The sequence below is a fragment of the Lysobacter yananisis genome (assembly GCF_031199375.1).
Taxonomy (GTDB): domain Bacteria; phylum Pseudomonadota; class Gammaproteobacteria; order Xanthomonadales; family Xanthomonadaceae; genus Lysobacter; species Lysobacter yananisis.
Map to the genome: position 1 here is coordinate 2619850 of NZ_CP133568.1, position 26652 is coordinate 2646501.

At 67.5% G+C, this 26652-nt stretch carries 31 protein-coding genes and 2 pseudogenes; 19 read left to right on the forward strand and 14 right to left on the reverse strand.

Features of this window, described 5'->3' with window-relative positions:
* Positions 1-81: 81 nt before the first annotated feature.
* Complete coding sequence (locus RDV84_RS11045; protein ID WP_309153445.1) at positions 82-963, forward strand: LysR family transcriptional regulator; 882 nt, start codon at positions 82-84, stop codon at positions 961-963.
* Between the two features lies 1 nt (position 964).
* Here RDV84_RS11045 and RDV84_RS26230 read toward each other — a convergent pair whose 3' ends face one another.
* On the reverse strand, positions 965-1093 hold the full coding sequence (locus tag RDV84_RS26230) for a DUF6053 domain-containing protein (protein WP_425608209.1): 129 nt from the start codon (positions 1091-1093) through the stop codon (positions 965-967).
* Positions 1094-1402: 309 nt separating this feature from the next.
* Between RDV84_RS26230 and RDV84_RS11050 the strand changes: the two genes are divergently transcribed.
* The 8 genes from RDV84_RS11050 (at position 1403) to RDV84_RS11085 (ending at position 8633) form a co-directional block, all read left to right on the forward strand.
* The gene (locus RDV84_RS11050; protein WP_309153715.1) at positions 1403-3046 is read left to right on the forward strand and encodes a M28 family metallopeptidase; all 1644 of its coding nucleotides are present in this window, start codon (positions 1403-1405) and stop codon (positions 3044-3046) included.
* A 293-nt stretch (positions 3047-3339) separates the two neighbouring features.
* Entirely contained in the window at positions 3340-4050 is a 711-nt protein-coding gene (locus RDV84_RS11055; RefSeq protein WP_309153446.1) for a DMP19 family protein, read from the forward strand.
* 732 nt (positions 4051-4782) lie between these two features.
* On the forward strand, positions 4783-5487 hold the full coding sequence (locus RDV84_RS11060; RefSeq protein ID WP_309153447.1) for a hypothetical protein: 705 nt from the start codon (positions 4783-4785) through the stop codon (positions 5485-5487).
* A 30-nt stretch (positions 5488-5517) separates the two neighbouring features.
* Positions 5518-6963: an XVIPCD domain-containing protein gene (locus RDV84_RS11065; RefSeq protein WP_309153448.1), complete on the forward strand. Its 1446-nt coding sequence runs from the start codon at positions 5518-5520 to the stop codon at positions 6961-6963.
* Between the two features lie 106 nt (positions 6964-7069).
* Positions 7070-7552 carry a hypothetical protein gene (locus RDV84_RS11070; protein WP_309153449.1) on the forward strand — a complete coding sequence of 161 codons (483 nt, stop codon included), beginning with the start codon at positions 7070-7072 and terminating at the stop codon, positions 7550-7552.
* A 172-nt stretch (positions 7553-7724) separates the two neighbouring features.
* Positions 7725-7976 carry a hypothetical protein gene (locus RDV84_RS11075; protein WP_309153450.1) on the forward strand — a complete coding sequence of 84 codons (252 nt, stop codon included), beginning with the start codon at positions 7725-7727 and terminating at the stop codon, positions 7974-7976.
* A gap of 15 nt (positions 7977-7991) precedes the next feature.
* Complete coding sequence (locus tag RDV84_RS11080) at positions 7992-8135, forward strand: hypothetical protein (protein ID WP_309153451.1); 144 nt, start codon at positions 7992-7994, stop codon at positions 8133-8135.
* Between the two features lie 159 nt (positions 8136-8294).
* The gene (locus RDV84_RS11085) at positions 8295-8633 is read left to right on the forward strand and encodes a hypothetical protein (RefSeq protein ID WP_309153452.1); all 339 of its coding nucleotides are present in this window, start codon (positions 8295-8297) and stop codon (positions 8631-8633) included.
* Between the two features lie 276 nt (positions 8634-8909).
* Here the strand turns inward: RDV84_RS11085 and RDV84_RS11090 are convergent, their stop codons facing one another.
* The gene (locus tag RDV84_RS11090; RefSeq protein WP_309153453.1) at positions 8910-9668 is read right to left on the reverse strand and encodes a hypothetical protein; all 759 of its coding nucleotides are present in this window, start codon (positions 9666-9668) and stop codon (positions 8910-8912) included.
* A gap of 56 nt (positions 9669-9724) precedes the next feature.
* Positions 9725-11389, reverse strand: a complete 1665-nt coding sequence (locus tag RDV84_RS11095; RefSeq protein ID WP_082644664.1) for an alkaline phosphatase family protein — start codon at positions 11387-11389, stop codon at positions 9725-9727.
* 306 nt (positions 11390-11695) lie between these two features.
* Here RDV84_RS11095 and RDV84_RS11100 point away from each other — a divergent pair, with 306 nt between their 5' ends.
* Together RDV84_RS11100 and RDV84_RS11105 are read left to right on the forward strand one after the other, a co-directional pair.
* Positions 11696-12688 carry a hypothetical protein gene (locus RDV84_RS11100; RefSeq protein ID WP_078997151.1) on the forward strand — a complete coding sequence of 331 codons (993 nt, stop codon included), beginning with the start codon at positions 11696-11698 and terminating at the stop codon, positions 12686-12688.
* Positions 12689-12982: 294 nt separating this feature from the next.
* Complete coding sequence (locus RDV84_RS11105; protein ID WP_309153454.1) at positions 12983-13519, forward strand: DUF3916 domain-containing protein; 537 nt, start codon at positions 12983-12985, stop codon at positions 13517-13519.
* A 22-nt stretch (positions 13520-13541) separates the two neighbouring features.
* Here RDV84_RS11105 and RDV84_RS26235 read toward each other — a convergent pair.
* The 5 genes and pseudogenes from RDV84_RS26235 to RDV84_RS11120 all read right to left on the reverse strand — a co-directional run.
* Positions 13542-13622 (reverse strand): annotated as a pseudogene (locus RDV84_RS26235) (hypothetical protein); the annotation flags it as partial.
* A gap of 157 nt (positions 13623-13779) precedes the next feature.
* A pseudogene (locus tag RDV84_RS26245) lies at positions 13780-13860 on the reverse strand (hypothetical protein); the annotation flags it as partial.
* Positions 13861-13954: 94 nt separating this feature from the next.
* Complete coding sequence (locus tag RDV84_RS11110) at positions 13955-14425, reverse strand: SRPBCC family protein (protein ID WP_309153455.1); 471 nt, start codon at positions 14423-14425, stop codon at positions 13955-13957.
* Positions 14422-14787, reverse strand: coding sequence for an ArsR/SmtB family transcription factor (locus RDV84_RS11115; RefSeq protein ID WP_309153456.1), 366 nt, complete (start codon positions 14785-14787; stop codon positions 14422-14424). The genes RDV84_RS11110 and RDV84_RS11115 overlap by 4 nt, the downstream gene beginning before the upstream one ends.
* The gene (locus RDV84_RS11120) at positions 14784-15461 is read right to left on the reverse strand and encodes a glutathione S-transferase family protein (RefSeq protein WP_309153457.1); all 678 of its coding nucleotides are present in this window, start codon (positions 15459-15461) and stop codon (positions 14784-14786) included. Before RDV84_RS11120 ends, RDV84_RS11115 begins: the two co-directional genes overlap by 4 nt.
* A 175-nt stretch (positions 15462-15636) precedes the next feature.
* On the opposite strand from RDV84_RS11120, the gene RDV84_RS11125 reads away from it, so the two are divergent.
* The 4 genes from RDV84_RS11125 to RDV84_RS11140 all read left to right on the forward strand — a co-directional run bounded on the left by RDV84_RS11125 (position 15637) and on the right by RDV84_RS11140 (position 18077).
* On the forward strand, positions 15637-16146 hold the full coding sequence (locus tag RDV84_RS11125; protein WP_250449158.1) for an STM3941 family protein: 510 nt from the start codon (positions 15637-15639) through the stop codon (positions 16144-16146).
* Positions 16147-16236: 90 nt separating this feature from the next.
* A complete protein-coding gene (locus RDV84_RS11130; RefSeq protein WP_309153458.1) occupies positions 16237-17073 on the forward strand; it encodes an ATP-grasp domain-containing protein in 837 nt (278 codons plus the stop codon).
* Between the two features lie 48 nt (positions 17074-17121).
* A complete protein-coding gene (locus tag RDV84_RS11135; RefSeq protein ID WP_309153459.1) occupies positions 17122-17484 on the forward strand; it encodes a hypothetical protein in 363 nt (120 codons plus the stop codon).
* 98 nt (positions 17485-17582) lie between these two features.
* Positions 17583-18077 (forward strand): hypothetical protein, encoded by a 495-nt coding sequence (locus RDV84_RS11140; RefSeq protein WP_078997144.1) that lies wholly within the window; start codon positions 17583-17585, stop codon positions 18075-18077.
* Positions 18078-18120: 43 nt separating this feature from the next.
* Here RDV84_RS11140 and fabR read toward each other — a convergent pair whose 3' ends face one another.
* Positions 18121-18807 (reverse strand): HTH-type transcriptional repressor FabR, encoded by a 687-nt coding sequence (fabR, locus tag RDV84_RS11145; protein ID WP_057949016.1) that lies wholly within the window; start codon positions 18805-18807, stop codon positions 18121-18123.
* 100 nt (positions 18808-18907) lie between these two features.
* Between fabR and RDV84_RS11150 the strand changes: the two genes are divergently transcribed.
* A complete protein-coding gene (locus tag RDV84_RS11150) occupies positions 18908-20014 on the forward strand; it encodes a ferredoxin reductase (protein ID WP_309153460.1) in 1107 nt (368 codons plus the stop codon).
* Positions 20015-20039: 25 nt separating this feature from the next.
* Positions 20040-21185 (forward strand): fatty acid desaturase family protein, encoded by a 1146-nt coding sequence (locus RDV84_RS11155; protein WP_309153461.1) that lies wholly within the window; start codon positions 20040-20042, stop codon positions 21183-21185.
* A 234-nt stretch (positions 21186-21419) separates the two neighbouring features.
* On the opposite strand, the gene RDV84_RS11160 is transcribed toward RDV84_RS11155, so the two are convergent.
* Positions 21420-22202 carry a glutathione S-transferase family protein gene (locus RDV84_RS11160; RefSeq protein ID WP_309153462.1) on the reverse strand — a complete coding sequence of 261 codons (783 nt, stop codon included), beginning with the start codon at positions 22200-22202 and terminating at the stop codon, positions 21420-21422.
* Between the two features lie 127 nt (positions 22203-22329).
* On the opposite strand from RDV84_RS11160, the gene RDV84_RS11165 reads away from it, so the two are divergent.
* Positions 22330-23217 carry a LysR substrate-binding domain-containing protein gene (locus RDV84_RS11165; RefSeq protein ID WP_057949013.1) on the forward strand — a complete coding sequence of 296 codons (888 nt, stop codon included), beginning with the start codon at positions 22330-22332 and terminating at the stop codon, positions 23215-23217.
* A 13-nt stretch (positions 23218-23230) separates the two neighbouring features.
* Here the strand turns inward: RDV84_RS11165 and RDV84_RS26250 are convergent, their stop codons facing one another.
* Positions 23231-23305 (reverse strand): DUF6053 domain-containing protein, encoded by a 75-nt coding sequence (locus tag RDV84_RS26250; protein WP_425606410.1) that lies wholly within the window; start codon positions 23303-23305, stop codon positions 23231-23233.
* Positions 23306-23364: 59 nt separating this feature from the next.
* Positions 23365-23841 carry an Lrp/AsnC family transcriptional regulator gene (locus tag RDV84_RS11170; protein WP_309153463.1) on the reverse strand — a complete coding sequence of 159 codons (477 nt, stop codon included), beginning with the start codon at positions 23839-23841 and terminating at the stop codon, positions 23365-23367.
* A gap of 147 nt (positions 23842-23988) precedes the next feature.
* On the opposite strand from RDV84_RS11170, the gene RDV84_RS11175 reads away from it, so the two are divergent.
* Entirely contained in the window at positions 23989-24606 is a 618-nt protein-coding gene (locus RDV84_RS11175; RefSeq protein WP_250449164.1) for a glutathione S-transferase, read from the forward strand.
* A gap of 636 nt (positions 24607-25242) precedes the next feature.
* On the opposite strand, the gene RDV84_RS11180 is transcribed toward RDV84_RS11175, so the two are convergent.
* Positions 25243-26088: a sterol desaturase family protein gene (locus tag RDV84_RS11180; protein WP_057949011.1), complete on the reverse strand. Its 846-nt coding sequence runs from the start codon at positions 26086-26088 to the stop codon at positions 25243-25245.
* Positions 26088-26585 (reverse strand): SRPBCC family protein, encoded by a 498-nt coding sequence (locus RDV84_RS11185; RefSeq protein WP_078997136.1) that lies wholly within the window; start codon positions 26583-26585, stop codon positions 26088-26090. The genes RDV84_RS11180 and RDV84_RS11185 overlap by 1 nt, the downstream gene beginning before the upstream one ends.
* Positions 26586-26652 lie beyond the last annotated feature (67 nt).

Genomic DNA, 26652 nt, shown 5'->3' on the forward strand with positions numbered 1-26652 from the left:
TGTTCCCCGGTCACTCATGAGGGAAATGATTTGATTTTGTAGAATCCATCACCCGCCATCATCAATCGCGAGGCCCCCGCGATGGATTTCGACCCGACCCTGCTGCGCACCTTCGTCGCCGTCGTCGAAACCGGCGGCTTCACCCGCGCCGGCGAACGCCTGCACCTGACCCAGTCCGCGATCAGCCACCAGATCCGCCGCCTCGAAGACCAGGTCGGCCGCGCCTTGCTCCACCGCACCACGCGCCGGCTGACCGTGACCGAAGACGGCGAAGACTTCCTGCGCCACGCGCAACAGATCCTGCATTCGCTCGAAGCGCTGTCGCGCCGCTTCCAGCCCTCGCCGATCGCCGGCAGCGTGCGCTTCGGCGTGCCCGAGAACTTCATCGGCGACCGCCTGCCGGGCCTGCTGCGCCAGTTCGCCTGCGCGTTCCCGAACGTGCGCATGGACGTCAACGTCAGCATGAGCATGGACCTGCGGCAGATGGTCGACAACGACGAACTCGACATCGCCGTCGTCATCGGCCTGCCCGGCCGCAACGGCGAACAAGTGCTGCGGCGCACGCGCTTCGTCTGGGTCGCCGCCGACCACTTCGACATCGGCGCCGGTCGCTCGCTGCCGTTCGCGTTCTTTCCCTCGCCGTGCGTCAACCGCCACATCGGCGTCTCCGCGCTCGACGGCACCGGCGTGGACTGGCATGTCGTGTTCACCTCGCCGAGCCAGCAAGGCCTGCTCGCCGCCGTCGCCGCCGGCCTGGGCATCACCGTGATGATCGAAGACGACGTCGAAGCGGGCATGCGCATCGTCGACGGCCACTACGGCCTGCCGAAACTGCCGCCGGCCGAATTCGTGTTGCTGCGCCGCCCCGGCGCCTGCACCCCGGCGGTGGCCGCGTTCGGCCGCATGATCGAAGAACTGCCCGACAGCGCACCGACGCCCGCGCGCACCCTGCGCAGCGCCTGAGCTAAAGCCCAGCCTGTGCCCTTGCGGGAGGGTCTTCAGGCCCGACGCTCTTGTTCCAGTTCGCCGCGACCTGAGCGAAAGGCATCGGGCCTGAAGGCCCTCCCACAACAGCCGGGGCCGCTCCCCACACGATGCGACCGCAGCCGCGCTTCCCCCTGTAGGAGCGGCGCAAGCCGCGACCGCACCCACCGGCGCCACCCTCAATGCCGACGCCCTCGCGAAAATCGCCGCCCGACCATACCCGACGCCGCCCGCCGCACCCCCACGGTCGCGGCTCGCGCCGCTCCTACAAGGGCTTCCGGCTCCCCCACGAACCCCACCCCAAGAACCAATAGACCCGTCACGCGCCCCTGGCTAGTATCGGCCGACCACCCCTGGGGCCCCACCTATGAAATTGATCGCCACTCCGCTGGCGGTGCTTTGCGCCGCCGTCCTGTCGATGCCCGCCTACGCCGCCAAGCCGGCCAAGGCGCCGAAAGCGCCGAAGGCCCCGACCTTCGACACCAAGCGCCTGTCCGAGGAAGTGAAGACGCTGTCCTCCGACGACTTCCAGGGCCGCGGCCCCGCCACCGAGGGCGAGACCAAGACCATCGATTACCTGGTCGCGCAGTTCAAAGCGGCCGGCGTCCAGCCCGGCGGCGACCTCAAGGACGGCAAGCGCCTGTGGACCCAGGCCGTGCCGCTGCTGCGCTCGCAGATCGCCGGCACTCCGACTTTGTCGTACTCGATCAAGAAGAAGGCCCGCCCGCTGACTCAGGGCAACGAGATCGCCGTGCGCGCCGCGCTCGACGGCTCCAAGACCGTCGCCATCAAGAACGCCCCGCTGGTGTTCGCCGGCTATGGCGTCAGCGCGCCCGAGCGCCAGTGGGACGACTTCAAGGGCGTCGACCTCAAGGGCAAGATCGCCGTCGTGTTGATCAACGACCCGGACTTCGAAACCGGCAGCGGCGACTTCGGCGGCAAGGCCATGACCTACTACGGCCGCTGGACCTACAAGTACGAAGAAGCCGCGCGCCGCGGCGCGCTCGGCCTGCTGATCGTGCACGAGACCGACCCGGCGTCCTACGGCTGGGCCACGGTCAAGAACTCCAACACCAACACCATGTTCGACGTGGTCCGCGACAACCCGCGCGCGACCCACCCGACCCTGGAAGGCTGGATCCAGCGCGACACCGCCGTCGCCCTGTTCAAGAGCGCCGGCCTGGACTTCGACAAGCTCAAGAAGCAGGCCCAGACCCGCGACTTCAAGCCGGTGACGCTGAAGAACATCAGCTTCTCGGCCAACTACGCCGTCGACAGCGAAGTGATCACCTCGCAGAACGTCGTCGGCCGCGTCGAAGGCAGCAAGCGCCCCGACGAAACCGTCATCTACAGCGCCCACTGGGACCACCTCGGCATCGGACAGCCCGACGCCAAGGGCGACACCATCTACAACGGCGCCGTCGACAACGCCACCGGCACCGCCGCCCTGATCGAAATGGGCCGCACCTTCGCCAAGGCCAAGAAGCCGCAGCGCTCGGTCGTGTTCCTGGCCGTGACCGCCGAAGAAAAGGGCCTGCTCGGCTCCGAGTACTACAGCGCCAAACCGCTGTACCCGCTGGCCAAGACCGTCGCCGTCATCAACACCGACGCCCTCGACCCCACCGGCCCCGCGCGCGACTTCACCACCTCCGGCAGCGCCAAGCAGGAACTGCTCGACGAACTGATCGCCACCGCGCAGAAGTGGAACGTCACCTACGCGCCCGACCCCAAGCCCGAGGCCGGCCACTTCTTCCGCTCCGACCACTTCCCCTTCGCCAAGCGCGGCGTCCCGGCGGTGTCGTTCGGCTCGGGCGAGGACAAAGTCGACGGCGGCGTCGCCGCGGGCAAGGCGGAAGGCGAGGCCTACGTGAAGGATCGTTACCACCAGCCGGCGGACCACTGGGAAGCCAGCTGGAACTTCACCGGCATGGCGCGGGATCTGCAGATTCTCTACACGTTGGGTAACGATCTGGCGAATTCGAACCGGTGGCCGAATTGGGCGGAGGATTCGGAGTTTCGGGCGGCTCGGGATGAGAGTGCGGGGGAGCGGCCGGCCAAGTAAGCAAGAGTCGTAACGTCATTCAGTGGCGTCAATGAAAACGGCCGCGGAGTTCTAACTCTCGCGGCCGTTTTTTATGGAGCGGACTGACTGTGGGGAATGCGCGTCGATGAGCTAAGTTTCGGCATCGAGTCATAGGCTCGACCATCAAGCAGGCATCCATTGGCTTTCTTTGTGTGTTTTCGTCCACGGTCCCCTCGCGTAAGGGCTCGCGTTTGCCCACGGCAGCCCGGGATTCCCGCATTTCGCCGAGCCGGTTCTATATCCTTCCCACTCCCCGGATCACGGAATGGATCATGGCTGGCATCGGCGCACTGACGTCCTTCAAGTTCGTACACGCGATCCATACCTACGGACTGACGCCCAAGGCCGAGCGTGAGGGCAGGGCTGCGCTGACGGTGCCCGAGCGCGTCGTCCTGTTGGCGTGGTGGGCCAGGGGCGTGATCGTCGAGGGCGGATTCGCGCAGTTGTATGCGTCGTCCGCCGACCTCGACGAGGTGGCGGACGCGTTCAAAACGGTGGGCGCCGAGGCGGCGTGGCAAGCCTGTCTGGATGCAAAGGCCGTGTTCCCCGACGGCCCGCCGCCCGGCAAGCCCGATGAGCGGGCCGAACGGATGAAGCCGCTTGCGTCCGGCGATGAGGCCGGCGCGCTTTGGGACGCGCAAGACCGCGCCGTGCGTTCGCTTGGCGAGGCCTTCGACGACTGGGTGGCGGCGTATGTTCGGGAGCACCAAGAATCGTTCGTCGGCTCGCTGGTTTCGCCTTGGGTGACGTTCTTCCATGGGGCCGGATCGGCCGGTCTCTTCGAGGTGCCCGGCCCCGATAAGCCTGGTATCTATCCATACGAAGCCAATCGCGGTCCGGCGCATTACGAAATGGGGCTGGCGCTCGAGAGCGAAGGCAGCGCCTGGTGCTGGTTGCGGCAGAAGGACGGGACGCGGCTGCGGTTCCGCGTGGTCGGCCGGCACGATGGCGGCTTGGTGCTTGAGGACTTCTCACCAGAGTGACGAGCGCCCCGCCGCGAGGCGGGCGCGAAGCCGACGCGCCTGCCGGCCCCCTCGTCTCCTGCAGGTGCTCCCGCCACGGCGGCTTTGCTCCGGACGTTCATAGACCCCGTCAGCGCCTCGCACAGCCGGACGTGCACAAGTTTTGAGTCTTTTTTCCATTCGCGAAGCCAAAAAAGCTTCACGCGAGTCGTGAATTGCCTTATCGATGGACAAAATTGGTTCTCGCGAGTCCCTTCTTGGCTCAAGCGAGTCCGAAATTTCCTCACGCAAGTCCCGTTTTGCTCTATCGATGTCGCAAATTCGCTTACGCGAGTCCCGAAAAGCTCCTCGCTTAAGCCGATTTTCTTCATGCGAGCCCCGAATTTGCTTGGCGTTGAGCGAAAGAGGCTCACGCGAAGCCGCGCGAGGCTCAACGCAGAGCAAAAACGGCTTGCGCGAGACTAAGCGAAGCTCTCCGGAGGGCAAAAAATCCTTACTTGAGTCGTAGCGTGTCGCTTCGGAGCCACGCGTCGCGAAGAAGCGCCGCCGGACCGGTGCACGCGACAGCGGAATCCGCCTACGAAATCGTCCTCCGGCCCGGCACATGCATCGTGTACTCCGATGACATGAGCTGGCACTGATGTGCTGATTCAGCAGCGGCGAAGGCGGTTCGGGTCTGGCAGTAACCAACGGGTACTTCCCGCCGGGGTCCGGGCGGCCTAAGGTAGCCGCCAGCGTCACAGGAGAAAGCGCATGCGATTCGCTCAGGGACGTTCAGGTCGTGGCTTGGCTCAACGGCTTTTGCGAACCGTGGTGCTGGCAGGGGTAATGACCTCGCTCTTCGCTTGCGCCACCGAGGCGGAACCACCGGCGCCGAGTGTGTCCCCCGCAGCCGCGCAGATTTCCCCAAAACCGCCCGAATCGCGTCAGGCGTCGGTGGCGAAGAGCGCGCATGGCGCATTCGCTTGCCCATCCCAGCAGTTCGATGTGTTCCTGAAAGAGTTCGTCAACAGCGCGGATCTGCAGGACACGTTTTCGGCGCGCCGTATCCGCCATAAGTATCCCTACTACTGGAAGCACAACACCCAGCCCGGCGATCCGGCGCACCCGAAGTGGGTGGTGGATGAGGAGGCCGGTCCGGCACGGGTCAAGTACCGCTACGACGCGGCGAGCGAGCGTTTCATATGGTCGGGCAAGAAGCTGAAGCCGGGCCAGCGATGGAACAGCATTCAAGCGGACGAAACGGACGTGTCTTACGCCGGGCTTCCTCTCTTCCGCATCCGCCGCGTGACGGATGTCCGCTATGAGGTCGAGTACGACGAGGGCGATATCGACACCTACGAGTTGACCTCTGGCTGCTGGCGCTTTGTGGAACGTTGGGAGCGCGAAGCGATCGTAGAGTGCAAGTGGCCGGACGAGTGCCGCGCACAGCGCGAGCATGAGGCGCCAATGAGGTGAGGTTCTTTCGGCAGCTGGAAGGGGGCGATCATGGACGATGGGGAAGGCACGCCGTATCGGGTCGAACAATTGGGCCCACCGCGTGGACGTGCGGGCTTGCAGGTCAATGAGCCGGTTGCGGACTTCGATGGCTTAGCCACGCATCACCCTGGCGACAACAGGCGGGCGCGATTGCAAAACGGTTTGGTCGTGGATGGGCAGTCCGGGCGGCTCCACGCGTTCATCAGCGGCGAGATCCAGGAAATCGAGATGGCCCGCGGTGGTCGCGATTTCCAGGGGTTGAAACCGGATCAAGTCCTGCTGAAAAAGGACTTTCTTCTCGAGGACTCCACCGAGCCCCGCGGCGCCGGCCGCGATGTGGATGTGCCGTCGCCTATGGACGGCTATGTCCAAAGAGTCAGTCGAAGCCAGGGGTTGGTCGATATCTACGACCGCAAGGATGGCGACCTGATCGCTCGCGTGCGGCATATGAGCAAGATTCCCGATCTGGAGGGCAAGCAGGTCGTTTACGGTCAGACGCTGGGTCAGCAGGACGATGTCGCTACCAAAGGCAAGCACGTCCACCTGGAGATGGACACCCGTTACTACCGGCAGTTCGAGAACTACCTTGCCGATTTGACGGAGGGACGGTTCAAGTTGGAGCCCGAGCATCGGGTGGACATTCGCCCTCGGGCCGTGGTGGACGACGGCGCATTGCGGTTGGGGGAGTCCAGTTCGCGCATCCGCGATGTGCAGGAGCATCTGAACCGTTTGGGCCACATCGGTGCAGACGGCGATCCGTTGGAGGTCGATGGCGTGTATCGCTTGAACATGCAACGTGCGGTGCTCGATTACCAGCGTGAGCAATGCGTGCCGCAGACCGGCGATATCGATAGGCACATGTTGCAAGGCATCCCTGCGAAAGCGCCGCCGACGTTCGACCCCGCGCTCGAGGGGATCTCGCCCCAGGAGGCGCCATTCGCCCCGATGCCTCATCCGTTTGGAGCGGGCGCGGACGACCGTCCATGCGCGCCACCGACCCCGAGACAGATCGAAGAGGCCGGTGAGCGCCGTAGGCCGCTCGATCCCGTGTTCTCCGCAACCTCATCGCCGGGAATGAGCGATGCTCTGGTGCAATCTTTGCGAGAGCGATTGCCGCGGGCGTTTTCCGTTCAAGGCGCTGTTCCGGCGGATGCGGATATGGATCGGATTGCTGTGCGCTTGGCGGTCGAATGCCGCCGTCAAGGTATCGAGCGTCCGGATCACGTCGTTGTTGGGAACCCGGCGGCCGATGGTTCTGGGCGCCATGTATTCGCGGTCGTGGGAGACTTGGCCGATCCGGCGAATCGCCGTGTCGATGTGGCAGGCCAGGCTGCGGCGCGGACCGCTGTCGAGGAGTCGCTGGGCAAGTTGGAGGAGATCAAGGCTCCGATGTTTGATATAGCTCAAGAGACAGCGGTGCAGGAACTACAGAAAAGCCCGCTGGTACGGGGCTAACGAGGCAATGGTCGCTGCGATTCCTGGGGGGCAGCTACAGCGGTTTTGGTACGCGTAGCCCCAAACCGGGATACGCTTCCGCGCGGACCATGCCGCCTCCGACCCGATGACCGCCCAACGACCCTATCGCCTCACCAACGAATGCGAAGCCTTGGACTTCTCCGGTCTGCACTTGTACCGGGTCCTGGCGCATGTGCCCGACAGCGAATCGGGTTGGGACATGCGGCAAAGCTACCGTACGCTGGCGACGCCGAGCCCGGACACGAAGATCCGGTGCTCGGCGCTGTGGTCCGGTTATATCCCGGTCTACCGAGTGGATGCGCAGGCTCGGTTCTGGCTGGTGGAATTCATCTATCCCCTTGAGAAGGAGCGGCCGCCCGAGAGCGTGAACGAGCCGATCCAGGGCGATGCATGGCTTTTTTTCTGCGAGCGGTTCGGCGGGCCGGCCGTGCATGTCCCCGTCAAGGACGGCGTCGTGCGAGGGCGGGAGGAATGGATGTTTCAGTTGGACCGGGAGCGTTTTGTGGTGGGGAGCGAACTGGAAGCCGGAGCGTGGCCTCCTTCGTCGAATGGGCGTCGATACTTCTAGAGAGCCGGCGGAAGGCTGGATTCGCTTTGTACGAGCTTCTACCCGCTTTACAAGTATCGCACTTGCGAACGCCAGCTAATTCGCAGGCGTTGCGGATGCGGTGCCGGGTGAGCGAGTCTTTCCAGCGGCCGTGCCTCACCTGCCCGGGCCCAAGGAACTGGAGACAGACGCCATGATCGCCTACCGCTTTGGTCCGCACAGCGCCGACGAACTGAGCTTTTGGTTCGATCGAGTCGGCGCCGAAGCCATGCTGGCCGCCATGCGGGCTCTCGCATCGGCGGATCGGGAGGAGGCCAGCGAGGATCTCGTGGCGACGCGCTTGCATGAGGCCTCGGTCGCTGTGGCCCGCATCGTGCTGGCGCGCTCGGCCGAGGATGCGATCGTCAAGTCCGAGACCGCGGTGCGCTTGTCAATGGCTGATTAAACCATCGACTACGCGATGTTCAAACTGCGCGAATTTCTCGCCACTGGCGATTTCTCGCCGGCCGAGTTCGCGGCCTTCGTGCGCGAGGGCCGCAAATACGACACCCAGGTCTATTTCTGCAGGCTCGACGAGCAGACCGCGCTGCGCGACGGCGGGTGACGGCTTCCGGGCGATGTCGGGCCGTTGCCATCTGTGACCGAACGCAGATAACGCGCGCCTGATCGGTGTCTCGCCCATGCCATGATGAATCGCCCGCGCAGTGGAAGCGCTTGGTGCGCATCGACTGCCGGCGCTCATCGTCATTCAAGGAGGAAGTACATGCTTGGCAAGAAGCTGAAAGTCCTGGCCGCGGGCCTGTTCGCTCTCGGGGTGTCCGCGTCGGCGCATGCGGCTCTGGTCCAGACCGTGCGCCATACGACGATCTGGGGTTTTCCCGCGCCGCACAGCCGCGATGTGGATGTGTGGTGCGAGCCCGGAGAGGTAGCGACGGGCGGCGGCTACAAGACCTTCGATGCGCTCGATCTTTACATCTCCAAGAGCGCGCCGATCTCGAACAATGGCGTGCAAGGCTGGGGCATTCGCTATACCAGCGCATATCCCTCGCCCGACAGCGCCATCATCGCGACGGCTTACGTGGTCTGTTTGAAGCAGCAGTAAGCCGCTGCATGGATCGTTGCGGTCAGGTCGGAACGGCGTCGCGGAAGCGGCGCCGTTTCTGATGCGAGGTCGAGCGCAGCCGTTTGTGATGAGAGGGATGCGGTTCCCGCGTTTTCGGGCCGATGCGTCAGTGCGGCTTGAGCGTAAGGCGTCGGGACTAAAGTCCCTCCCCCAGTGGGCCGGCTCGTGTGGGAGGGGCTTTAGCCCCGACGCTTTTCGGTCCGATGCGGCGAGGCGACCTGAGCGAAAGGCATCGGGACTGAAGGCCCTCCCACGTCAATGCGCGTGGCCGTTGCGCTTGAGGTAGGCGGCGGCGAACGGATCGAGTTCCATGTCGCCGAGGTCGGCGTAGTCGGTCTCGCGGTAGTCGCCGGTGGCGGTGAAGGCGGTTTCCGCGCCGACACGTTCGAGCTTGACCAGCTTCAATTCGTAGAAGCCGGTATCGCCCGCCTTCGGTTTCGCCGATCCGGTGCGGTAGTACGCCGGCAAGCCTTCGCCAGCCAGCCATTCCAGCGTAATCGCTTGGCCTTCGGCGCTCTCGCCGCGATAACGCTCGGCGCTCAGCCCGAACACCTTGGCCGAGCCGTCGCGCTTGAGCTTGTCGCGCAGTTGCGGATTGATCGGGCTCGCCAATTGCTCCCACTGCGGCATGCGGCCGGTGGTGCGCAGGTCGCCGGGCGCCCAGGCGATGCTGCGCTTCTCCGCGGCGAACAGTTCCAGGCGGGCGATGCCGTCGGGCGTCTGCCGCCACAGTTCGACCGGTTCGCCGGGCTGGCGGTATTCGATGCGGTCGGCGCTGCGGATCAAGATCAAGCTGCGTTCGCCGCGGGCGTCGCGCACTTGGTACTCGGCGACCAAGGCTTGCGCATCCAGTACGACCGTGGGCGCGACCACCGTATCGGCGACGACGCCGGGCGTCGCGTTCGCCGCGGCCGCGTCGCCGGCCCACGCGGGACCGGCGAGCGCGCATGCGAGGGCGAGCGCGAGGCCGCCACTCGCCGCGACCCGCCGCACTGCGGCGGCGGGTCGCTTCATTGCGGGACGCATCACCACTCGAACCATGACGTCTCGGCCGATCAAAACCCGACCGATCACAGCTTGGCCTGGTTGCGCGCCATACCCGCGCGCAGGTCCTCTTCCATCAGCGGCGCGGCCAGCGCGCCGCGGCCGCGCGGGAAGCCGTTGTTGCAGTAGCCGAACAGGGTGCACAGGAACACGCTGGTGTTGCGCTGCGACTGGGCCATGACGTGGAAGATCGTGTTCTGTTCGACCACGCCCTGGAACGCGTGCGCGCCGGGGCCGCGGGCGTAGATGCCGACGTCTTCGGCGGCGTGGGTCTCGTCGCCGAGCGGCACGGTCGCTTCCTGCAGGAAATCCGGGTGCGCGGTGTCGATGCCGCTCAGGTCCGGACGCGCGTTCGGGCCGCGGTAGCCGGGGCCGTTGACGTAGCCGAGCGTGGTGTAGGGCTTGCCGTTCTTGTCCAGCGCCAGCTGGCCGTTGGTGACGACCTTGCCGAGGATGTCGTTGCCGCGGTCCGGGTAGCCGGCGACGGTGAAGGTGTGGCTGTGGTCGGCGGTGACGATGATCAGCGTGTCGCGCTCGTCGGTCTTCTTCAGCGCGGCGCGCACGGCGTCGGACAGGGCGATGGCGTCGGTCAGCGCGCGGCTGGCGTTGCCGGCGTGGTGGGCGTGGTCGACGCGGCCGCCTTCGACCATCAGGAAATAGCCCTTGCGGCTGTTGTTGCTGAGCACGTCGATGGCCTTGGAGGTCATCTCGGCCAGGCTCGGTTCCTTGCCGGTGTCCTTGGCGCGGTCCTGCTCGTATTCCATGTGCGAGCGCTCGAACAGGCCGAGCAGGTGGCGGGTGCGGCGCGGGTCGATCGCGTCGAACTGGGCCTTGTTCCAGACGTAGTTCGCGCCGGGGCGCTTGCTCCATTCCTGCGGCAGGTTGCGGCCGTCCTTGCGCCGGCCGGCGGCGCCGGCGTCTTCCGGGTCGCTGACGGTGCTGGGCAGGAAGTAGCTGCGGCCGCCGCCGAGCGCGACTTCCAGGCCGTCGCCGTAGGGGAATTCGATCAGCTGGCGGGCGATGTCCTTGCAGCCGTTGGCCTTGGCCTCGGCGCTGAGTTCGGCGTCGCTTTCCCAGTCGCGGTTGGGCGTATGCGCGTAGGTCGCCGCCGGCGTCGCGTGGGTGATGCGCGCGGTGCTGACGATGCCGGTGGCCAGGCCCAGCGCCTCGGACAGTTCCAGCATGGTCACCACGCCCTGGCCGCGCGCGGACGCGCAGTCGCCGTACTTGGCCTTCTGGGTCACGCTGAGCACGCCCTGGTTGGTCTTGATGCCGGTGACCATCGCGGTCATGGTCGGCGCCGAGTCCGGGGTCTGGCCGTCGACCGAGTAGGTCTTGGACAGGCTCACGTAGGGGAGCTTCTCGAACGAGAGGAAGTTCTCTTCGCCGCTGCCGCCCTTGAGCTGGCCTTCGCGGATGCGCGCGGCGGCCACGGTGGAGATGCCCATGCCGTCGCCGACGAACAGGATCACGTTCTTGGCCTTGAACGGCAGCGGGCGCAGGTTGGCGCCGGCGCGCGCGGTCTCGGCGCCCTCTTCGAACCAGCGCTGCGCGCTTTCCGCGCGCGGCGGCGCCTTCGGCGCGGCCTGCTTGGGCGCGGCGACGACCGGCAGGGCGATGAGGGTGGTGCACAAGGCGGCGCCCAGGACGGTACGGACGGGCAGGGCGGAGCGATGCGAGGTGGCGCGCATGAGGGCAGGGCTCGGTGGTTCGGGGGAGCGGCCACTGTCCGGCGGCTTGATTGCAGTCGCATGACTGACTGGGAAGCGCATCGCAGAAGCGTGACCGGGATCGTGACTGCGAACGTTGCCTGCTCCGTCGTGCGGCGTACGTCCCGATTCGACTGTCCGGGTTCGCGTTCGCGCACCGATAACTTGGGCGCTTGTAACCGCAAATGTCCTTGTTGTCTCGATCCGTCCGGCATGCGCGGACGGAGCGACGCACTCGGCCAGGACGCCAGGGTGCACAAGCAATCCGTCATTTATCAAGGAAGCGAAATGAACAAGAAGTTGCTGCCTGTCGTGCTGTGTGGGTTGATCGCCGCACCGTTGTCGGCCTGGGCCGAGGATTCGGAGAAGGAAAGCCCGCCGGAGGAATGGGAGCTCGCCGAGCGCAGCGATCCGATGACCGAGCCGGTCAAGAAGTTCCTCAAGGTGCTGGAGGATCTCGACCGCCGCTATCCGGACAGCGCCAAGATCGATGTCGCCCGCTTCATGGAAACCGAAGGCGAGGCGGTGGCGCAGGCGTACTGCAACGTATTGGGCTTCGATGGCCCTTGCGTGCCCGAGGACCGCAAGGGCGACGAGGTGTTCGTCGCCTACTCGCCGGAACACAGCGCAGCCAAGCGTGCGTTGGGCTGGTGGGACTGGCTGACGATGCGTTTCACCAATGTAGGCATCATTCCTCATAACAACGCGTGCCCGGCGGGCTATGCCTGGACGGAAATCCGCATGGACGATGAGGATCGCCGAAACGCCAACCGCCGCGAGGGCTGGATCGGCGCGACCGTGTCGAACGCCAACACGTCCTGGCGTTTTTGCAAAGTCAGCACGTTCAAGTCGATGCAGTACCGGCCGCTGCCCCAGGCCGGAAACCGCTATGACTATGCGGTGCTGAACATGGGCTTGTTCTGCCCGTCCGGCGCGCGTCGCTACACGCGCATGCAGACCAACGAAGTTTGGGGTAATCAGAACGGTTCGTACGGCGGAGTATTCCCGAACTTCCGTGTTTTGAACACTTGGTTCACGCTTTATTGCCACTTCGACGGGGGAGCTTCGTCTGCTCTGGGCCACATGACGACCTTCCCGCAGCACGGTTTCGCGCACGGTGTGTTTGCTCCGCTCTCGATGCCGACGCATCCTTTGGGCGCCGGTTACGTGCACCAGGACGACGAGGATCTTGTCAACTGGAACTCGTGGTTGCTCGGCAGCCCCGACGAGATCATGGGTGGCGGGCGCAACACCTTGCGTTACCTGATGCGCGTCGAGTGAGCGTAAGGGTACGGATCTGAGGTCCGGGGTCCAAGCCTGAAGGGCGCGTCGCGCCGTGGTCTCCGTCGTTCCTTTGTGGGCGGTGGAGGTTCGCGGCGCGATTTTTCGTTCGGCCTCGCGTCGATGCGCGAGGTCCGGTTGTAGTGACTTCGCCAGTTGCGACCGCGACAACGCGCTTACGACGCAGGTGGCTATCTCGCGTTCGCAATTGTCGTAGCTCTTGTATTGAGCATCGCGGGGTGGCTTGGCCGGACAATTGCTAGACTGCTGCCATCTCAGTCCCGATGTCGCCATATGGCCCGGTCCCGCCCGTGCAAGCCGCTGCCCTACCGCCTGCACGCGTTGCACGAACTCGAGCGCTGGGCCGCGGGATTCGCCGGCCGTTTCCCGTCCGCGCGCGAGTTGAGCGAGCATCCGCGGTATTGGAACTGGAAGCTTCCGTTCGATGCGCGCTTGTTGCAGGGCGAGAACGCAGCGGCGCAGGCGACGCGGCGCGAGTGCGCGCAGCGCCTCATCGATGCCTGCGCCGCGCTGCTGCGGACCAAGCCGGATTGGGCGGCGGGTGTGCGGGTGACCTGCACGATCTGCGTGCCCGAGGTCTGGGGCAGCGAGTTGTGCATCTATCTCGACGAGGATTACTGGCGCAGCCATGTCGAAGCCGACGCGTCCGGGGTGGCCGCGATCGTGCCGATCCAGGGACGCTCGCTGGCGTCCGAATGGGGGTTGGCGTTGCCGTCGGGGATGCTGGAGCGTGGCGTCGAGTGCCGGTCCGGCGATGAGAGCGCCCGCGAAGAACAGTGGCGCTATGGCGAAGTGGCGCCGGTCGGCTGAGCGGATGGTCCGCTGGTGTAGGAGGGCCTTCGGGCTCGATGCTCTTCGCTTCGATGCGACGCAGCACCTGATCGAAAGGCGTCGGGACTGAAGTCCCTCCCACGGGAGCCGCGCCTTCTGCCGGTGGTTTGCTGTAGTGGGAGGGCCTTCAGGCCCGATGCTTTCCGCTTCGATGCGGCGAAGCGGCTGATCCAAAGGCGTCGGGACTGAAGTCCCTCCCACGGGAGCCGCGCCTTCTGCCGGTGGTTTGCTGTAGTGGGAGGGCCTTCAGGCCCGATGCTTTCCGCTTCGATGCGGCGAAGCGGCTGATCCAAAGGCGTCGGGACTGAAGTCCCTCCCACGAGAGCCTCGCCTTCTGCTGGTGGTTTGCTGTAGTGGGAGGGCCTTCAGGCCCGACGCTTTCCGCTCCGACGCCGCGCCGTCAACCACCTCGCGCTATTGCGCCGTGGCCTCAAGCAAATACAGCGCGATGTTGTCGAACAACACCGCCGTCCCCTCGCGCCGTTCTTGCAGCGTCTGCAATCCATCGAAGAACGCCAGTTGTTCGGTGAACACCATGCGCGTGCCCGCGTCGCCCGGCAGGAACTGCACCGTCGCCAGCGAGGCGGTCAGTCGCTGTTCGTCCACGTCCATCGAGAAGCCGTAGACGATGCGGTGGTCTTCGACGATGTCGAGGTAGTGCCCGTGGAATCGATGGATCGCACCGCCCGGGCCGCGGTTGACGATGACTTCCTCGCCGCCGGGACGGAAGTCCATGCGGTGCTCGATCGTCGCCATGCCGTCCTGGCACGCGCTCCAGGCGCGCTTGGCCTGCGGGTCGGCCCAGGCCCGGAATAGTTTGCGCGGGGACGCGGCGTAGGTGCGTTCGATGGTGAATTCGCCGTGCTGCACGCTGCGTGCGTTCATGCCTCGTCCTCGTCGGGTTGGCTCGCCAGGTAGCGTTCGAGCGCGTCGAACTGCGATTGGTAGCGCGCCTTGCGTTCGGCGATCCAGGTCTCGACCAGGGCCAGCGCGTCGGGCGCGATGCGGTAGGTGCGCACGCGGCCGCGTTTCTCCGACGCGACGATGCCGCCGGATTCCAGCACCGCGAGGTGCTTGACGACCGACGGCAGCGCCATCGCCAGCGGCTGGGCCAGCTCCGACACCGAGGCGGGACCGGCACTGAGGCGATCGATCATCTGCCGGCGGCTGGCGTCGGCGAGGGCGTGGAACAGGCGGTCCAGCCGCGCGGGGTCGGGCTCGCGCCGGCGCGGGGCGCGCACGCTCATCGCTGCACCCAACCCGGCGGCAGCAGCTCGTGGAACGGATACAAGTGAAAGTAAGGCCGCGCTTCGAACAAGACGCGTTCGTACGAGGGGCGCGCCATCAAGCGGGTCAGGTAGGCCATCAGGCGCGGATGATGGCGATGGAACGGCTCGACGATCTCGGCATAGAACAGCGCCGGCGCCGCGGCGCAGTCGGCCAGGGTGACGTCGGCGCCGCAGATCCAGTCGTCGGCGAGCTGGCGCTCGATCATGTCGTAGGCGGTCTGCAGGGTGCGCCGCGCCTGGCTCACGCCGAGATCGTCCTGGTCCTTCTTCTTGAGCATGAAGTCGGCGACGATCTTCTGCATCGGCGCCTGCACGTAGAGGTCGAAGAATCGGTCCCACAGCCGCACGTCCAGGCGTGCGTCGGCGTCGGCCGGCAGCAGCGCGCGCGGGCCGGGGTAGTGCTGCTGCAGGTACTCGACGATGATCGAGGTCTCCGGCACCGTGCGCCCGCGCGCCTCGTCGCGCAGCACCGGCATCTTGCCGACCGGCCAGCGTTCGAGGAACTCGGCCTTGCCCGCAGGATCGGCGAGGTCGACCAGATGCGCCTGGAACGGCGTGTCGTTCTCGTACAGCGCGATCAACACCTTGTGGCAGAACGAGGCCAGGGGGTGCGAATACAGGTGCAAGGACATGGCGGGCTCGCGTGGCGGGGTCGATTGTTTCCCGATTGGGTAAGTATTGCCCTGGCCCTCGGACGATTGCAAGAATAATTTCCCGATCGGCTAAGCATTGGCGGCGGCCGCGGCCCACCGGCTAGAGTCCGCGTGCGCGGCGCGGCCGCGCGGTTTCGGCACGGGCGGAGCGCGGATGCGGACGGAACGGCTGGTGGTGGCGAATGCGCGCGGCAAGTACCTGGCGTTGCTGCTGTGCGCGCTGGCGTTCGTCGCCATCGGCGCGCTGATCGTGTTGCGCCAGCCCGGCCTGGGCGGTTTCCTGATCGGCGGCGCGTCGATCGCGTTCTTCGGCGCCGGCGCGGTGCTGTTCGCGTTCCAGTTGCTCGATCGCCGGCCGCGATTGATTCTTGACGACGACGGATTGAACGACCGCACCCTCGGCGTCGGCATCATCCCGTGGCGCGATATCGCCGATGCGCGGTTGTTGACGGTGCGCGGCCACGCGTTCGTCTGTTTGGAACTGCGCAACCCCGAGCATTGGACGGACAAGCTGTCGCCGCGCCAGCGACGCCTGGCCGCGCTCAACCAGCGCATGGGCTACGCGATGCTCAACGTGAATCTGGCGGGCGCGGCGGTCGATCCGCAGGCGGTCTTGCAGCGGATCCTCACGTATTCGGCGATGTACGAGCCGGGCAGGGGTTGAGCGTCGCCGTTGGGTCCGGTGAACCGCGCTGCCGCGTCGTCGATTGTTTTGGCACACTGAACGCCGCACCGGATACGCGACACTGCGCGAATGGACATCGCCTTGCTGCAAGACACGCTCGCCATCGTCAGCCGCCGCATCGGCGTGGCGGTGTACGACTTCGATTTCGCCTTGTATTTCCGCTGCAGCCATCCCTCGTTCTTCGCGCCGGAGACGCCCTGCGTGTTGCGCGTCGGCGCGGTCGAAGACTACGCCGTGCGCTATGCCGAGTTGACGGAACTGGGCCTGCGCCCGGTCAACTCGCCGGCCGAACACGACCGCGCCAGCGAGCTGGAGCATTGGTATCCCTTGCTGCGGGAGATGACCCCGCGTACCCAGGTGTTCGACGCCTTGCCGCCAGAGGAGCGCATCGAAGCCGAATTCGCCTGGCCGATCTTCCTCAAAGGCTCGCGCCAGACCAGCAAGCACAACGCCAAGCTGTCGGTGATCGGCGACCGCGAGCACTACGCCTGGGCGGTGGAACAGTATCGGCGCGATCCGGTGCTGCATTGGCAGCGCCCGGCGGTGCGCGAGTTCGTGCCGCTGGCGCCGGTCGCCGGCGGCATCGCCGGCAAGGTGCCGGCCTCGCTGGAGTTCCGCAGTTTCTGGTGGCGCGGGCGCTGCGTGGGCTGGGGACGCTATTGGCATCAGGCCCCGCCTTACGCCTGCGACGACATCGAAGCTGGGCTGGCGCTGGCCGCCGAGGCGGCGCGGCGGCTGCGGGTGCCGTTGCTGGTGGTGGACTTCGCCAAGACCGCGGATGGGCGCTGGATCGTGATCGAATGCCACGACGGCCAGGAGTCGGGCTATGCCGCCGCGTCGCCGCGGGCGATCTGGGACGCGGTGTTGGCCTGCGAAGCCGGCGCCGATGGCGCACGCGCGCGATGAGCGCGCTGCGGGGCGGCGGCGCTGGCGTTCGCGACCGGCGGCTGCGGCGTGCTGGATTCGCGCGAGCTGTGGTCGTCGGGACGGTACGTGGTGCTGTGGATCGACGCGCCCGACCAGGCGCACCTGGCCTATCGCATCGACGACACCACGACGATGGGCCTGTCCGATCCCTGCGTGTCGGCCGTGGCCGAGAACGCGGACTACATCGCGATCGGACAGCGGCCGCCGCAATCGACCAAGCGCCCGCTCTATCAACTCTTCGCCAAGCGCGCGCCCGCGCCGCGCGCGCCGGCGGCGACGCCGCTCGGCGAGCCGATGCCGCAGCGTAGCTACGAGCCGCTGGCGCGGCGGCTCGGGCTGCCGCCGATGCAGGCGCTGGGCGTGTGGGACGCCTGCGGTTGGGAGAACTGAGGCGCGGGTCCGGCCGTGCCGTGCGGCGGTCGACACTCCACCGCGAACGCGGTCACAATGCGTTGGCGCTGCGATGGGGCGGCGAAAGGGGACACCGCATGGCCGGCCGCGCGCATCCGATGCAGGCGAAGTACCTGTTGGCGCGGACCGCGCTGCGGGACGCGACCTGGTTCTTCGACACCTTCGGCGGCGCCGACGGCAGCGGCTGCCTGGCGCGTTTCTGGGAACTGGTCGGCAGCGAGTTGCCCGAGCACGAGCGGGTCGCCGCGCAGGGGTTGGCGGCGCAGGGCCTGGCCCTGGACGACGGCTCGCCGGCGCTGTTGCTGAGCCTGCCCGCGCCGGAACGCAACGATGCCCATTTCGTCGCCGCGGTCGCCGGCTCCGGCGGCGTCCGGGTGTTCTGCCTGGAGCGTTCGCTGAGTTTCCCCGAGCAGCGCGAGTGCACGGTCATCGCCGAATTGGCCGCGGACCATCGAGCGAATTGGGGCCACGGCCCCGCGGCGGACGCTGGGGCGTTCCTGGCGGCGGTGGAGGCGATCGTCTCCGGCGCGCGGCCGGGGCCGATGGCGACGGTGCCGATGCAGTTGGCGTAAGCGCGGGCGCAATGCGGCGCCGCCCCGCCGGCCGTCGCGAGGCCTAGCGCGCCCGGTTGCGCTCGGCGCGTCCGCGCGCGGCCTTGCCGCGTTCGGCCATGGCGCGCGAGCCGGCCAGGATCATCCGCACCATCGCGCTCATCTGTTCGATCAGCTCGGGGTCCTTCTCGCGCGGCATGTCCATCGCGGTGGCGCCCATCGCGAACACCAGCCGGGTGATCGAGCGCGCCACCAGCGCCGGTTCGTACAACTCGACCTGGTCGAGCGCGGCCAGCCGGATCAGGTCGACGCGCAGCTCTTCCTCGAAGAACGACAGTTCGCGGTCGACCGCGCGCTTGAACGCGTCCGAGCCGACCGTGCCCTCGCGCAGCAGCACGTGCAGCAGGCGGTCATCGGCGCGCAACTGTTCCATGAAAGCCTCGATGGAACTGCGCACGATGCTGCGCCGGGTGGTCAGCCGATGGCGGGCCTCGCCGACGATCTTGCGCAGCGATTGCCCGGCCAGGTCGATCAGCGCCACCGCCAGTTCGTCGGTGTCGCGGAACTGGCGGTAGAAGCTGTTCGGGGCGATGCCGGCCTCGCGCGCGACCTCGCGCAGGCTCAGCGAAGACACGCTGCGGTGCGGGCCGACCAGCTTCAGCGCGGCGTAGATGATGTCCTCGCGCGAAATCGTCGCCTTGCGGCCCGGGTGACTGTCGACGTCGATGTCGGTGGAAAGGCGTTGGGTCACTGGGCGGCGGCGCGTGGACGGGCAGCGCACATGATACTCCCGTTGCTGAATTAATATACGGTTGTGCACACATCTGTGCGGATATCTGTATAGTGCCCCCATGAACGCTGCCGTCCGCCCCGCCGCCGCCCGTCCGCGCAGCCGCCTGCGCCGCCTGGTTTCGCCCTTCGTTTCGCCGCAAGTCTTTGATTTCTGGGCCTCGCGCTTCCATCCGACCTGGTCCTGGGAGCGCCCGCTGGCGCGCATCGTCGGCCGCAGCGAGGCCTCGGCCGACGCGGCGACGCTGCTGCTGGCGCCGAACCGGCACTGGCGCGGCGCGGTCGCCGGCCAGCACCTGCTGATCGGCGCGCGCATCGACGGCGTGCTGGTGACGCGCAGCTACAGCCTGTCCGCCGCCCCGCGCGCGGACGGCCGCATCGAGATCACGGTCAAGGCGATCGAGGGCGGCAAGCTCAGCGGCTACCTGCATCAGCGCGCGCGCATCGGCGAAGTGCTCGAACTCGGCGCCGCGTTCGGCGAGATGGTGCTGCCGCAGCGCGGCGACGGCGCGCGCCTGTTCCTCGCTGCCGGCAGCGGCATCACCCCGCTGATGGCGATGGTGCGGGCGCAGGCCGCGCGCGCCATGCCGCAGCCGCTGACCTTGTTGTATTGGGCGCGCCGCCGCGAAGAGCTGTGCTTCGTCGAGGAACTGCGCGCGCTGGCCGCCGCGCATGCGAATTTCCAGGTGCGTTTCCTGCTGACCCGGCAGGAGCCGCAGGCCGCCGACGAAGACGCCGGCCGCATCGACGCCGATCTGCTCGCGCGCCACGCCCGCGACCTGCGCGAACGCGCGGTGTTCGCCTGCGGCCCCGGCGGTTTCGTCGAAAGCGCGCGCGCGCTGGCCGACGGCGCCGCGCGTTCGTTCGCCAGCGAAGCCTTCACCCCGCCGCCGCGCGAAACGCGCGAGGACGGCCACGCCCAGGTGGTGCTGGCGCGCAGCGGCCGCACGTTCGAGCTGCCGCGCGGCGAATCGCTGCTGACCGCGCTGGAAGCGCAGGGCTTGAAGCTGCCCTCGGGCTGCCGCATGGGCCTGTGCAACACCTGCGCCTGCGGCAAGTCTTCCGGCGCCACCCGCCATCTGCATACCGGCGAGCTGCACGCCGAGCCGGCCTCGGCGCTGCGCCTGTGCGTGAGCGCGCCGGCCGGCGATCTCGTCCTCGACCTCTGACGTACTTCCTTCCTCCGAGCCCCGCATGAGCAAGCAACGCAATCGCGCGCTGAGCGCGCAGGAACTGGACCGCTTCGGCGAAGAACTCGACGCGCTGCGTGCGCGCACCCTGGCCCAGGTGGGCAAGGTCGACGCCGACTACATCCGCCGCGTGGTCGCCGCGGTGCGCTGGACCGGCCTGGCCGGTCGCGCGCTGCTGTACGTCGGCGCGATCGGCGGCGCGTTCGTGTCGTGGCTGCTGTGGCCGGCGTGCGTGCTCGGCGCGCTGCTGCTGGCCGCGTCGAAGATCATGGAGAACATGGAAGTCGGCCACAACGTGATGCACGGCCAGTACGACTGGATGCGCGATCCGCACCTGGACGGCCGCAGCTACGAGTGGGACATCGTCGCCACCGGCGACAACTGGCGCAAGACGCACAACTACCAGCACCACACCTGGACCAACGTGCGCGGCATGGACGACGACATCGGCTACGGCCTGCTGCGGATCTTCCCGGAGCAGCGCTGGCGCCCGTTCTACCTGCTGCAGCCGCCGATCGCGGTGGTGTTCGCGCTGCTGTTCCAGTGGGGCGTGGCGATCCAGGAACTGCGCGTGGGCCGCTGGCTCGCCGGCAAGACCACGCACCGGGCGATGTGGCGCAAGTTCGTCCCGGTCGGGCGCAAGATGGGCAAGCAGTTGTTCAAGGACTACGTGCTGTTCCCGCTGCTGGCCGGCCCGTTCTTCCTGCCGGTGCTGCTCGGCAACCTCGTCGCCAACGGCATCCGCAACGTGTGGACCTACGTGGTGATCTTCTGCGGCCACTTCACCCACGACGTGGAAGTGTTCCCGAAGGAATCGGTGCGCAACGAGTCGCGCGGGCATTGGTACCTGCGCCAGCTGCGCGGTTCGGCCAACCTGACCGGCGGCAAGGCCATGAACCTGATGACCGGCAACCTCAGCCATCAGATCGAGCACCACTTCTATCCCGACATCCCGGCCTGGCGTTACGCGTCGATGGCGGTGGAAGTGCGCGAGATCTGCGCGCGCTATGGCCAGCATTACGACACCGGCTCGCTGCCGCGGCAGTTCGCCGAGGTCAGCTGGCGCATCGTCCGTCACGCCTTCCCGAGCCGTCCGCGCAAGCGCCGGCCGCTGGTGCGGGCCGAGGCCTTGGCCGAAGCGCAGGGCTGAGCGCGGGGATGAAGGGCGGGCGAGGAGTGAGTGTGGAGGAGTGAGCGAAAGCGGGTTCGCGCGCTTTTCGTTCCTTCGCTCGTTTCTCCCCTAACGGTGCGCGAATCCTCCGACGCCTCGCGGTGTCGGGGGATTTTTCGTTTCGGGCGTTGCCGGCGGTGAAAGGCGAGGAGTGAGCGCAGAGCAGCGAAAAGCGAGCGAACCCGCTTTCGCTCACTCCGCACTCCTCTACGCTCACTTCTCGCGTTCCATCCCGACCGCACGCGAATCCCCGACGCCGTGCGGCGCCGGATCCGCAGCGCGCGCCCCGGGCTCGGGCCGCGACGCCAGCGACTCGGCGATGCCGACTTCGCCTTCGAACCGCCCCACGCTCGTCGCCGGCCGCTGTTGCTCGATGGCGTGGGCGAAGATCACCGCCGGGTCGGCTTCGAGCTTGTCGAACAGGCGCTGCAGGTTGGGGTAATCGCGGCGGTCGACCACGTCGTGGTACTTGGTCCAGCGCGCGATGCCGATGAAATAGGCGTCGGCGAGGGTGCGGTGTTCGCCGAGCAGCCAGGGTTGGTCGCCGAGCATGCGTTCGAGTTCCTGGTGGGCGTGGATCACCCGCGCGCGGCCGTAGGCGGTCAGCGCGCGCTGGGTCGCTTCGTCCGACTCGTGCTCCAGCAGCCACCACAGCGACGCGAACGAGTTGAAGAAGGTGGTGTTGAGGAAGGCCAGCATGCGGTTGAGCCGGTCGAATTCGCGCGTGCCCTGGGCGAACGAGATGCCGGCGTCGAGCGCGCCGGGCAGGGCGCCGACGTGGTTGAGGATGGCGATGCTCTCGCTGAGGAAGTCGCCGCGCGCGGTCGCCAGCGCCGGGCTCTCGCGGACCGGATTGATCGCGGCGAAGGCGTCGGTCTGCATGTCTTCGGGCATGTTCACCCGCGCCAGGCGGTAGGGCTGGCCGGACCATTCCAGCGCGACGATGGAGCCGAACGAGCAACCGGAGGGGACGCCGTAGTAGAGGATCGGGGACATGCTGGATTCCTTGGGCTGGAGTGGCCGCGGCGTTCGCGGCGGGTGTGGCCACTGTAGGAATGTGGACTTCGGCCGTGTAGTCGGCGAAAAGTGGACGCAAAGTCCATACATGTGTACTTTGCGGGCCATGTTGAACCTAAACGACCTCGTCCTGTTCGCCACCGCGGTGGAGAGCGGCGGCTTTGCCGCGGCCTCGCGCCGGCTCGGCGTGCCCAAGTCCACGATCAGCAAGCGCGTGGCCGCGCTCGAGGACGAACTCGGCGCGCGCCTGATCCACCGCACCTCGCGCAGCTTCGTGCTCACCGACACCGGCCGCGATTTCCACGAACACGCGCGCGCCGCGCTGATCGAGACCGAAGCGGCCGAGAACGCAGTGCGCCGCTTGACCGCCGAGCCCAGCGGCAAGGTCCGCATCACCTGCGGCGTGCCGACCGCGCAGGACTATCTGGCGCCGCACCTGCCGGCGCTGGCGCGCGCGTATCCGCGCCTGCAGGTCGAGATCGACGTCAGCGACCGCTTCGTCGACCTGGTCCAGGAGGGCTACGACATCGGCGTGCGCAGCCACTTCGCGCCGCTGCCGGATTCGGGATTGATCCAGCGCCAGGCCGCGGTCGAGGCGATCGTGCTGGTGGCGGCGCCGGCCTATCTGCAGGAACGCGGAACGCCGCAGTCGGCGCAGGAGCTGGCCGGCCACGACGGCTTGTTGACCGGGCCGGGCAACACCGCCTGGACCTTGTGCGCGGACGGCGGTGAGCGCGTGGTGGCGACGCCGCGCGCGCGCATGGTCGCCAACGAAGGCCGGGTGCTCGCGGCGGCGGCGGTCGCGGGACTGGGAATCGCGGTGCTGCCCGAGCGCTTGTGCGCGGCCGAACTCGGCGATGGGCGCCTGCTGCGGGTGCTGCCGGGCTGGAACGCGGGCACGGTGACGACGAGCCTGTTGATGCCGCATCGGCGCGGGCAGTTGCCGGGCGTGCGCGCGACGGTCGAGTTCCTGGTCGAGTGCCTGTCGCGGTGATGGTGGGGCGGCTTTAGCCGCGATGTTTTTCTTTGCGGTGCTGCGCAGCGATCTGGGACAAAAGCATCGGGCCTGAAGGCCCTCCCACGACGGTTCTGTGGGAGGGCCTTCAGGCCCGATGCTTTCCTGTCAGGTCGCCACGCCGCCTCAATCGTCCGCATCCTCCGCCACCGCGATCGCCAGCCCGCGCTTGACCAGGCTCAGCGCGACATTGGTGGTGAAGCGCCGCACGTTCGGATTCTCCGCCACCAGCCGCAGCATCAGCGCGTCGAAGGCCTCGGTGTCGGGCGTGGCGACCACCAGCACGAAGTCGGCCTCGCCGGTGACGTAGAACGCTTGCTGCACTTGCGCGCACTCGGCCAGCCAGCGGCGCAGTTGCGCCAGCAGTTCCGGCCGCTCGCGCTCGACCTGCAGCGAGACCAGGAAGAACGTCGGCTTGCCGACCTGCCTTGGATCGAGCACCGCCGCGTGGCGCTGGATCACCCCGGCCTCGCGCAGCCGCCGCAGCCGGCGCTGGATCGCCGAAGGCGACAGGGCCACCTGTTCGGCCAGGCGCTCGGCGGTCTGGTCGGCGTCGTCCTGCACCAGGTTGAGCAATCGGCGGTCGAAGCGGTCGAGTTTCATGGCCGCCATCTTAGGGCCGCCGTCCCCGCTGCGGCGCGACGCGCGGACCCGGATCGGCGCCGGAAAACCGCGCGCGGGCGGCAGCGGACGCGGCGCAAACGCGCGGCCGCGCCGTTAGCCTGATGCGCCCCCATCATCGGAGGCGCCATGCGCCTGCTGTACCAGACCCACTCGCCGTTCGCCCGCAAGGCCCTGGTGTTCGCCCTGGAAGCCGGCCTGGGCGAGCGCATCGAGGTCGTCCACCACGAGACCAGCCCGACCCTGCGCAACGAGGCGGTGTATGCGCAGAACCCGCTCGGCAAGGTACCGGTGCTGCTGCGGCCGGGGCTGGCGCCGATCTTCGACTCCGACGTGATCTGCGCCTACCTGGACACGCTGCACGCCGGCGCGCCGTTGATTCCCGCCGACGGCGAAGCGCGCTGGCACGCGTTGCGTCTGCAGGCGGTGGCGCAGGGGCTGGCCGATGCCGGGATCAAGGTGCGCTGGGAAACCGTGCGCCGGCCCGAGGCGCTGCGTTACGAAGTCTTGCGCGAGGGCTACACGCAGAAGCTGGTGGAAAGCTACGACTGGCTGGAGCGCGAACTCGATATCGATTCGCCTTTGCATGTCGGCCATATCGCCGTGGCCACCGCGTTGAGTTGGCTGGAATTCCGCGAACTGCCCGGCTTCCGCATCGGCCGGCCGCGGCTGGCGGCGTGGCAGGACGCGTTCGAGCGGCGCGCGTCGATGCGGGCGACGCCGTTGTCGGGGCAGACGCACGACTGAGCGATGCAGACACCCTGGTTTCAGATCCAGTAGGAGGGCCTTCAGGCCCGATGCCTTCCGATCCGATGCGGCGCAGCGACCTGAGCCAAAAGCGTCGGGGCTGAAGCCCCTCCCACCAGAGCGAGCCGTCGCATCGAAAGTTTTTGTGGGAGGGCCTTCAGGCCCGACGCTTTCCGATCCGACGCAACGCAGCGACCTGAGCCAAAAGCGTCGGGGCTGAAGCCCCTCCCACCAGAGCGAGCCGTCGCATCGAAAGTTTTTGTGGGAGGGCCTTCAGGCCCGATGCTTTCCGATCCAGCGCGACGCAGCGACCTGAGCCGAAAGCATCGGGGCTCAATCCCCTCCCACCAGAGCGAGCCGTCGCATGGAATGCTTTTGTGGGAGGGCCTTCAGGCCCGATGCCTTTCGATCCCACGCGACGAAGCGACCTGACCCGGGAGCGTCGGGGCTGAAGCCCCTCCCACAAGAGCAGCCTTGCTCGCAAATGCAAGCCGTCGCGTCAGTTGTGTCGAATGCTTTTGTGGGAGGGCCTTCAGGCCCGACGCTTTCCGATCCGAGGCGACGAAGCGACCCGAGCCAGGAGCATCGGAGCCGAAGCCCCCTCCCACCAAAGCGACCCATGCGCCAAAGCCCCGGCTACTCGCGCACCCGCTCCAGATGCGCCAGCGAGCGCTCCGGCGGCCCGAACAGCTGCCCCAGCGCGCCGCGCAGTCCGCGCGCGCGCCAGGCGTCGGCGAACATCGCGATCCATTCGTGGAAGGTCAGCCGGATCGGGTTGTGGCTGCGGATCTGGCCGACGATGCCGTACTCGCACGGCGTGGCGGCGTCCTCTTCGACATAGGTGCCGAACAGTTTGTCCCAGACGATCAGCACGCCGGCGTAGTTGCGGTCGATGTATCGCGGGTTGCGCGCGTGGTGGACGCGATGGTGCGAGGGCGTGTTGAACACCTTCTCCAGCCAGCCGAGCTTGCCCACCGCTTCGGTGTGGACGAAGAACTGGAAGGCGAGGTTGATCGCCACCACCGCGACGATGTGCTTGGGCTCGAAGCCGATCCACGCCAGCGGCAGCCAGAACACCCACATGCCCGAGATCGGGTAGGTCAGGCTCTGGCGGAACGCGGTCGACAGGTTCAGCCGTTCCGAAGAGTGGTGGGTGACGTGCGAAGCCCACAGCCAGCGGACGCGGTGGCTGGCGCGGTGGAACCAGTAGTAGAAGAAATCCTGCGCCACGAACAGCGCGGCGATGGTCCACACCGAGGCCGGCAGGTCGAACAGGCGGTGGGCGTAGACCGCGTAGTACAGGCCGATCACCAGCAGCCAGGCGATCGCGTCGCTGGCCTGGTGCATCAGCGCCAGCGCCGCGTTCGACAAGGTGTCGCGCAGGCTGTACTGGCCGGGGCGGCGTTTGCGCCAGTACCACGCTTCCAGCGCGATCAGGGCCAGGAACACCGGCGCCAGCGCCAGCAGGATCCACTCTTCCATCAGCGCCGCTCCTCGCGCCAGGCGCCTTCCAGCGCCTGGGCCATGCGTTCCAGGCAGCGCCGCATCGCCGCGCGCATGCAGCCGCGCAGCAGCGGCGCGGCCAGCGGCCAGGCCAGCGGCGAGGTCAGTTCGAAGTCGTAGCGCCAGGCGACGCGGGTGGCGTTGCCGCCTTCGCTGCGGTCGGCGGCGAACTCCCAGCGCGCATGGCCCGCGCGCGCCAGCCACGCCAGCGGCGGCCGCAGCCCGTCGAGGGTGTAGGCGTGCAGGTGCGGCGGCTCCAGTGCGGTGATGCGCTCCATCAGCCGCGAGCCGTCGCTGCTTTCCAGCGAACGCAGCGCGCCGACCGCGGGCGGCGCCAGCGCGGTGATGCGCACGAGCGCCGGGATCGGGCCGTAGCCGGGGAACAGGGCGGGGAAGCGGTCGCTGTCCAGCGCCAACGCGAACACCGCCTCGGGCGGCGCGTCGATGCGGCGTTCGGCGGTCAGGGACAGGCGCATGGGGCGAGTCTAGGAGCGGGTCGGGAGGCTGTCCACACGCCGGCGTACGTTCTGCGCCGCAGGCATA